Source organism: Liquorilactobacillus sp. (assembly GCF_047719775.1).
Taxonomy (GTDB): Bacteria; Bacillota; Bacilli; order Lactobacillales; family Lactobacillaceae; genus Liquorilactobacillus.
In genome coordinates this window covers 1-8,341 of the sequence record NZ_JBDNTS010000038.1, presented here as the reverse complement: position 1 = coordinate 8,341, position 8,341 = coordinate 1, and the positions used below count along the sequence as shown (strand labels likewise).

Annotated in this window: 7 protein-coding genes and 1 pseudogene; 6 read left to right on the top strand and 2 right to left on the bottom strand. The window is 32.4% G+C overall.

Annotated features, from left to right (window positions below; all coding sequences use genetic code 11):
- Positions 1 to 107 precede the first annotated feature (107 nt).
- Positions 108 to 1,652, top strand: a complete 1,545-nt coding sequence (locus ABF682_RS11755) for a hypothetical protein (protein WP_415619920.1) — start codon at positions 108 to 110, stop codon at positions 1,650 to 1,652.
- Position 1,653: 1 nt separating this feature from the next.
- Entirely contained in the window at positions 1,654 to 2,736 is a 1,083-nt protein-coding gene (locus tag ABF682_RS11750; protein WP_415619919.1) for a serine hydrolase domain-containing protein, read from the top strand.
- 36 nt (positions 2,737 to 2,772) lie between these two features.
- On the opposite strand, the gene ABF682_RS11745 is transcribed toward ABF682_RS11750, so the two are convergent.
- The gene (locus ABF682_RS11745; RefSeq protein WP_415619918.1) at positions 2,773 to 4,038 is read right to left on the bottom strand and encodes an MFS transporter; all 1,266 of its coding nucleotides are present in this window, start codon (positions 4,036 to 4,038) and stop codon (positions 2,773 to 2,775) included.
- Positions 4,039 to 4,155: 117 nt separating this feature from the next.
- Between ABF682_RS11745 and ABF682_RS11740 the strand changes: the two genes are divergently transcribed.
- Positions 4,156 to 4,743 carry a winged helix-turn-helix domain-containing protein gene (locus ABF682_RS11740; protein WP_289978605.1) on the top strand — a complete coding sequence of 196 codons (588 nt, stop codon included), beginning with the start codon at positions 4,156 to 4,158 and terminating at the stop codon, positions 4,741 to 4,743.
- Between the two features lie 270 nt (positions 4,744 to 5,013).
- Here the strand turns inward: ABF682_RS11740 and dat are convergent, their stop codons facing one another.
- Positions 5,014 to 5,853: a D-amino-acid transaminase gene (gene dat / locus ABF682_RS11735; protein WP_415619917.1), complete on the bottom strand. Its 840-nt coding sequence runs from the start codon at positions 5,851 to 5,853 to the stop codon at positions 5,014 to 5,016.
- Between the two features lie 246 nt (positions 5,854 to 6,099).
- On the opposite strand from dat, the gene ABF682_RS11730 reads away from it, so the two are divergent.
- The 3 genes and pseudogenes from ABF682_RS11730 to ABF682_RS11720 form a co-directional block, all read left to right on the top strand.
- Positions 6,100 to 6,336 carry a hypothetical protein gene (locus ABF682_RS11730; RefSeq protein ID WP_415619916.1) on the top strand — a complete coding sequence of 79 codons (237 nt, stop codon included), beginning with the start codon at positions 6,100 to 6,102 and terminating at the stop codon, positions 6,334 to 6,336.
- Positions 6,337 to 6,515: 179 nt separating this feature from the next.
- Positions 6,516 to 7,301: an alpha/beta fold hydrolase gene (locus ABF682_RS11725; RefSeq protein WP_415619915.1), complete on the top strand. Its 786-nt coding sequence runs from the start codon at positions 6,516 to 6,518 to the stop codon at positions 7,299 to 7,301.
- Between the two features lie 99 nt (positions 7,302 to 7,400).
- A pseudogene (locus ABF682_RS11720) lies at positions 7,401 to 8,288 on the top strand (C69 family dipeptidase); the annotation flags it as partial.
- Positions 8,289 to 8,341 lie beyond the last annotated feature (53 nt).

Genomic DNA, 8,341 nt, shown 5'->3' with positions numbered 1-8,341 from the left:
TAATTATGGCACAACTGTTCAGAAATTTATGTACCAAATACTAGGATAGGAGCAATCGGATAAATGGCTTATATCAGGCAATTAGAAATAATAATTCGATTTTTATGATGCCAAGCTTTAAGACATTCAAGAACGTTGGCGATATGGTACAGTCCTTTTATCCAATGATTACACTATTACCATTTGCAATACTTCGATTTATCTTTGCAAATCCAGTACTTGTACTATACATTGGGCTAACATTTTATACTTATCTTGGGTTCTTAATTGCTTATCAAATGATGTTAAAATTTAGTGGTAACCTGATTCAAAGTGCTAGTTTTGCAATTATTTATAACATGTCAATTTATCATTTAACAGATTTATTTATTCGTTTTGATATTGGAGAGTGGCTCGCATTAATGTTTTTTCCACTTGCAATTTATGGATTTTATAACATCTTTTTTGAAGACGGAAAAAATTACTATTGGGCAGTAGTTGGACTTAGTCTGGTTACATATTCACATATTTTATCAGCTGTATTTTTATTGGTGACTGTTATATTAATGTTCATAATTGCAATAATGAAACAACAGGTGAATAAGGAAACGGTTGTTACCAGTTTGAAAGTCATTGTATTGTTTGTCATGCAGATTCTTTTTATTGTGTATCCATTAGCAGTACTGACACTTAAAAATCGGATACATTTTCCAACAAAGTATAACTTGATGGTCAGTCCTGGCGGAGAGTTATCAAGTTTGGGTACGTTTATAACAAATAGTGCAAATAACCACCTTAATAGGAGTCTTGGAGTTATATTCTTAGTTATTTTTGTTTGGGAAATTTTTAAATGGAAGAAAATGCCAAAGGTTTACAAATATTCATTCTCAATCATGAATATTACGGCAATCTTAACAACCTCTTTATTTCCCTGGTACCTACTACAACAAACCTCTATTGCGGTAATTCAGTTTCCTTGGAGATTATTGGGAATCAGCGGTTTCTTTATGGCAGTAGTTGGAGCATGGTTGGTAAAAGATGTTGTTGAGGAGTATGCAAAATCAAAAAGATTTAGCAAAATTTATGTCATTGGGATTTTAACGTTATTGACGCTGCCAAGTCTGAGTGCTGAGTTTTATACTTTCTACCAAAAGAGTCAAAAGGATGAATTAATCACGACAGCGTATCAGCAAGAAAGCAGTAAAAACTATTCAATCACAAGTAAAGCTTTTGCAAAATATTTTGGTGAACTCAGAAATTCTTCTAGTAATACTGATTATTACACTGAAAAAGCATTTACACATAAAGAATCTATTCAGAAAAGAGTGATTTTATTTGAGGATGGTACACAAAATAATCTAGTGCAGACTGAATTTAAAAATAATGAGTTGTCTTTCTCTTTAAATAGTGAAAAAAAACAATTGGTAGATATTCCAATTATATTTTATGACGGGGTTAAATACACGCTGACCATCAATAACAGCAAAGAAAAAATTACTAGCTCAAAAAGAGGCACGATGCAGTTTGTCTTAAAAAAAGGTCATAATAAGATTGTGCTAAAAAAGGAAAATAATGGGACTGAGAGTTTACTCGTAATGTTGACATTAGTGGCGTGGATTGTTTTGGGGTTCAGAATAGTTGCAGGCTTTAAGTTGGTAAAAGGGGCAGAATGAAATGAAAAAAACGAATACTGTTTTAATAGCAGTTATTTTAATATTTTTAGGGATATTTGTCTACTGGGGCTTCAAAACAAGCAATGTAGCAAAGAAGAAGCAGATTAGAGACACTGTCAGAATACACACAAGACATAAGGAAAGTAAAAGACAGCAATTACAAGCGGTTTTTAAAAATGATAAAGTTTGGGGAACTTTGGTTTATCAGAATGGAGAATCTCATAAAATTAAGAGTGTCTCAGCAGGGTATGCAAATTATGATAAGAAAATCAAGAACTCAAGTTCAACAAAGTATATGTTAGCTTCATTGCAAAAAAGTTACACAGCAACAATGATACAAATATTGATTGATAATGGAAAGCTATCAATGAATACCAAGCTTAATCAATTTTATCCAGGTGTTAGATATTCAAACAAAATAACAATTCGAAACTTATTAGATCATACATCAGGTATTCAGATGGGAGAACCCGCACCTAAAGTTAGCTTAACAAGTGATTCTAGCGCTGTTGCATGGACGCTTAGCCATTTAAAATCGACCGGCAAAATGTATTGGAGCTACACAAATGCAAATTATATTTTGTTAGCAGGGATAATTACGAAGGTCACTAACAAACCCTACATAAGTGTATTAAACCAGTATATTTTAAAACCATTAAAATTGAAAAACACTGCTGAATTAGATACTAATATAATTAATTCTTCTGCAAAAACTTATATTTTTGGAAATAATATAATATTGCATCCAGTATCTTATAGTCTAACTTCAAGTGAATTAGGATGCGGCAATCTGTATACAACACCGTTGGACTATTTTAAATTTGTGTCTGCGCTTGAGAATGGAAAGCTAATACCAATTAATGCATTAAATGAGCTCTCGCGAAATCATGAAACTGCTTATTCAGCAGGCTTTTATTATTTTCCAGAAGGTCAACGTGCAGATGGAATAGATAATGGCTACTATAATTTTTATTATGATGACAAAAGTAAACATACTAATATGATTTTGATGTTAAATAAGGGTGTGTCTGATACCCAAGGTAGGGCGATGATTCAACAGCTAGAAAATATTTTAGTTGCCTAAACGGTTATAGATGAGCTATCTAATTAGGCGCTTACTTTATATTTTTGTCATCCTCCACAAGCTATATACAAGCATTATGATACCATTCAGAATTAGAACCCAGGCGCCTTGCTGAATATGGACAAAGATTAGTGTGAACATTACTGTTCCGAATGGCATAACAGAAGTATTGATTGTCATAATTGAAGACATAACACGGCCCAATAAGGCAGTAGGAACACTTTGCTGCAAAAATACTTGTGTAGTGACGTTCAATATGATAAGTGAAAATCCAAGAATAACCATTAGTATTGTTCCTAGTATTGTTATGGTTAAATAATTTTTTAAACATGTGAGAACAATTCCTAAGCAAATAAAAGACACAATAGTTGGTATTAAAGAGCCAAAGAGCTTTGTCTTTAGTGAAAGTTTATCTGGAATCGTTCCAATTAGTAAACTGCCTAGAAGCATTCCGAGCGAGTTTCCACTTTCAAGAAAACTAATAGGACCGTTTCCGAAGTGAAGATCATTTGATATTATATAAGGCATTCCAATCGTTAGTGAAGTAAATAAAAAGTTTATGAAGACACCAATTGTGATTATTTCCGTAATTAGTCGTTGTTTATGGATATATTCTAGTCCACTTGCAAACTTTTTTATCTGGGAAGCTAGTCTGGATTTTCCTTTATGCGTAATGTCTTCTTGTATTTTTTTTGAAGAATAATGAAAATACATGCTCGTTACAATTGCAAAAGAAATTAATGAAGCAACGATTTCAAGAAAAATCATCCATTTAAAACCTAGTAGAGTGTAAAGGGTCATTCCAAGCGGAGGAGCAATGATTGCGGATAGGGAACTAGCGGCTTGTGTGAAAGAACTAAGCTTTTGAATATGGTTTTGATTCACAACTTCATGAACTGCTGCAGAATAAGTAGTTGAATTGAAACTACTACAAATAGTATTGATAGTAACAAAAATGGCAATCGGAATAAAAAGATAATCGTTTTTGAAGAAACCAATTGTTACATATAATGTAAATAGTGCAAGAAGTCGAATAAGCAGAGATAGAATTATTATTTTCTTATGTGGCACTGTGTCCACGATATTACCGATAGGGATGACAAACAATAGATTAACTAAAGGCATAATAATCATTTCTAATCCAAAGCTAAGCGGTGAATGTGTAATATTTAATAGCATTAAACCTAGAGAAAATGAAAACATATTTCCTGTCAAAGAACTGATTAAGTTACTTGTAATATCTTTGATAATTTGAATATTTGACTCTTTATCTGTGATAAAAATAGTATTTGTTTTTTTCATCTACAAACCCCTCACAATTTAATTTTATTTTTCGATAAAATTTATTTTAACGATAAATAAAATGTAACTGTTTGATTTAATTTTGTCAATCCCTTATTATTAGTTTGAGGTGATTAGATGGTTGCAAGTATCGTGTCACAGTTGGGAAAAGTCTTAGCTGATGATAAAAATATTAAAATTATAAAAGCTGCAAATGTAAAAGATGGGATAAATATCAAGGAAGTTTCCAAGAAAATTGGAGTTCCGATAAGCCAGTTGTATTATCCTGTAAAAAAATTGATCGAATTAGATTTGATTGAAATCGTCAGGAGTGAACAAGTTAAGAATTTACAAGAATACTATTATTCAAGTTACAATTTGAACGAGCATAGGGGGAGCGGTATTTCAGGCCCTGATGGAAATGAATTTGATGGTGTCAGTATGTCAGCTGATTGGGTAGCAAGTCACAGAGATGAGTTTGTAAAGTTGTTTTTGTATAGGATGCAAATATTTTTGGATTCAGCACTTTCTGAGATGGACAAGTATCAGGAGGATCCAACTTATTTTGAAAAAATTAGAACAGGTGGACTTTTTAGTACAATAAAATTATCACATAAAGCACAAAAAAAATTATTCGCTAATATCTACAAATTAATGGAAAAGGCAGAAGAAGAAGATCAGGGGACAGAGAAGGAAGAGTTTAATTTTATGGTACAAAAATGGTAATGTGATGTACTCCAAATTAGATCGATGAGTGTTTGTTTTTTTGAAACAAAGCGATAGATGAGTAAATAGAGAGGTTGGTCGAAATTTAACTTTTGGCCTAATCTCTCTATTTATTCCGTATAAACGTGTTCCATAAGTCAAAATTCTCCGTCTAACACGAAATTACTCATAGCAAAGTACCTGCTATGAGCAATTTCGTGCTAGTTAGTATTTAAATTTTCCTGACTTATGTTACAACTCCCCTTGGTGCAGCTATATTAATAATTAAACTTACAGTGTTTCTTCAATATATTTATCTTGAAGAAGTTTCGTTATTGGACCACGCTTACCATCTTTAACAGGTTTTCCATCAATTTCAACAATGGGCATTACTTCATGGACGGAATTAGATGCAAAACACTCTTCAACTTGACTAAGCATTGTGACAGGGACAGCATCTTCGATAACTTCTAATCCAAGAGATTTTGCAATTTCTAATAGTTTGATTTTTGTGATACCAGGTAATACTAAGTTACCATCTTCATGAGTATGTAGCTTTCCATCAATAACAAACCAAAGATTAGATGCTGATGCTTCTGTAAAGTATCCATCACGAACAAGCAATGCATCGTCATAGCCTTTTTCAACTGCCTCATTCAAAGAAAGGACATTGCCAAGTAAACTCAATGACTTAATATTACAATGAAGCCAGCGCTGATCCTGTACTAAACACGCCGTATGTCCTTTTTCTTGAGCTGTTACATCACGTTCAATTGTAAAAACATTGGCCGTTAAGACAGCTTCAACAGTACCAGGGAGTGGCAGATGATGGTCTCTAGGCGCTTTAACGCCACGAGAAACTTGGAGATAAACCTCACCTTCTACGATTGATTCGACAGCAATTAGTTTTTCAAGGTTAGCTTTTAACTCAGAGCGAGTGAAAGGCAATTCTAAACGAATTTCTTTTGCACAGCGATCAAGTCTATCAAAATGCTCATCAAACATATACATCTTCGATTTATAGACACGCATTGCTTCATATAGTCCATCCCCATATTGATAGGCGCGGTCTTCAATATCGATTTTTACTGTGTCACGTTCTACTATTTGGTCTTTCCAAAGTACATGCATAAGTAAATCCCTCCTGTGTTGGTTAGCAGTATTATACTCTATTATGAGAGAAAATTCATTAAAACGCTGAATGAAAATGGTTGTTAGATAACTAGCATAATGTTTATTTAAGAAAAGAAGATAAACTTATCTCTTTGGGCAGTTTGTTTTCAATAATTCATCAAAGGAAGTTCACAAAGTTGCTTTAGAATTATCTCAATGAATGAAATAACTAAAGTGGTAAGGCAATTAAAGGAGATAGTTAGGATGAACAAAAATGAAAAAATTGTTTCCGCACAAATAGTGGGAATTAAAAGAGAAGAAATTATTTGCAGGACAGAAAATAATAAATTAATAAATGTAGACGTGAGAACAAGTGATGAGATATTTATGGAGGTAATGGTAGATTTGCTAATAAGCGGGCTGTGGATACCAGTAAATAGACAATTAAAAAAATTTCTTGATTATGATTGGCTAGATAATAGGTCGCTAGGATTTGAATAAATAAAATTTTTTTGATAAAAGTAGTAAATATATTTAATTAAGTGATTTAATGAATTTTTAAATTTATTAGATTGCTTTTTTATTATTTCTGTTAAAAAAATTATTATTATAAGCTTGTATGATACACTTTAGATGATATTCTTATATATAAATTAATTTTTTGGAAAGTAGTGAAGATAATGCACGATAAATTATTTAAAACAGATCTAGGAGATTATAAAATAAGTGTACGCGCAGGTAAAACGATAATAGTTTTTTTGAATGGTGCAAGCGGGTTTGATACATTTGATAGTTTTGCACCTATAATTACTAAGTTACCTAAAAGTATTGGGATTCTAGCAATTGATTATCTAAATTCGGGAATGAGTTCTTTAACTAAGAAGACTTATCGACTTGAAGAAGATATTACTAATTTGGTGGAAATTATTGAAAAGCAAAATGCACAAAAAATTATAATCGTTGCACATAGCATGGGGGGAATACTTGCTCTGCCAATTGCGGATAGAATTAATAATTTTTCAGGCTTTATTGGACTTGAACCTACAACAAGGGAAATAATTTTTAATCCTTCTAAAGAAAAAACTTATATTGCGCAAAAAAATAAATTTGAGATCATGACTGAAGAGCAACGAATAATCAAAATGCAAAATCAAACAAAAAAGAATTTTTCAAAAGAACAAGATAAGTTATTATGGCAACATTATTATCAGAATGATCAGAGACATTCAGAAGTTAAAGATGCTCAAAAACAAAAAGAGTTAATTCAGTCAGTTGTTAATTATGATAACATCAGATTTCACAGGGCAGCACCGAGTGTTATTTTTACACAAAAATATAGAAAAGCAGAGTATGAACGTTCAGAATATATAACAGATAGGACCAAGATTATTTGTCTTGGTAATAATCATTATTTCTTCTGGGATTTCCCAGAAGAAATTGCTAAGAAAATTATCAGATTAAGCTAAAGCTAATTAAAACTTACGAGTCGCTGTTCTTCCTTTATTATTTGTATTAAGTTAGTAGTATAATTGAAAGCATAAATGTATAAAGGAAGTGCAACCAGAATGGCAAAAAGAATACATGGTTCATGTACAACAATTTTAGTTGGGAAAAAAGCATCAATTGATGGCTCGACAATTATTTCGCGAAACGATGATGGGCATGAAGCGCTTGATCCACAACGTTTTGTAGTTGTAACACCAGAAATGCAACCACGAAATTATGAATCTGTTATTAGTAAGGTCAATGTTAAATTGCCCGATAATCCACTAAGTTATACTTCTGTGCCGAATGCAATTTTGACAAATGGAATATGGCCAACAGCAGGAATTAATAGTGAAAATGTTGCAATGTCAGCAACTGAAACGATTACAACTAATCCGCGTGTTTTAGGAGCAGATCCGTTTGTTTCTGGGGGAATTGGCGAGGAAGACTTAGTAACATTAGTGTTACCTTATATTCATAGCGCTCGTGAAGGTGTTAAAAGACTAGGTGAGCTGCTCGAAGAATATGGAACATATGAACCAAACGGAATTGCCTTTTCAGATAAAGATGAAATCTGGTGGCTAGAAACAATTGGTGGACATCATTGGGCAGCTAAGCGAATTCCTGATGACGCATATGTGGTTGCACCCAATCGAATGAATATTGATGAGTTTGATTTTAATTCAGAAGAGACAATGGCATCAGTTGATTTAAAAGAAATGATTAATAAGTACCATTTAAATCCAGATTTTGACAAAGTCAATCTACGACATATTTTCGGTAGTTCATCAATTAAGGACACCGTCTATAATAATCCTCGAACATGGTATGGACAAAAATTCTTTAATCCAGATAATACAAATGATCCAATGGACCAAGACCAGCCATTCATTTGTCATGCTAATCGTAAAATTTCCATTGAAGATGTTAAGTATGTTTTGAGTTCACATTTTGAAAATACAAAATATGGGCCTAGAATAAAAAGTGTACAAGTTAAATAGAGACTCTGATTTAGTATAAT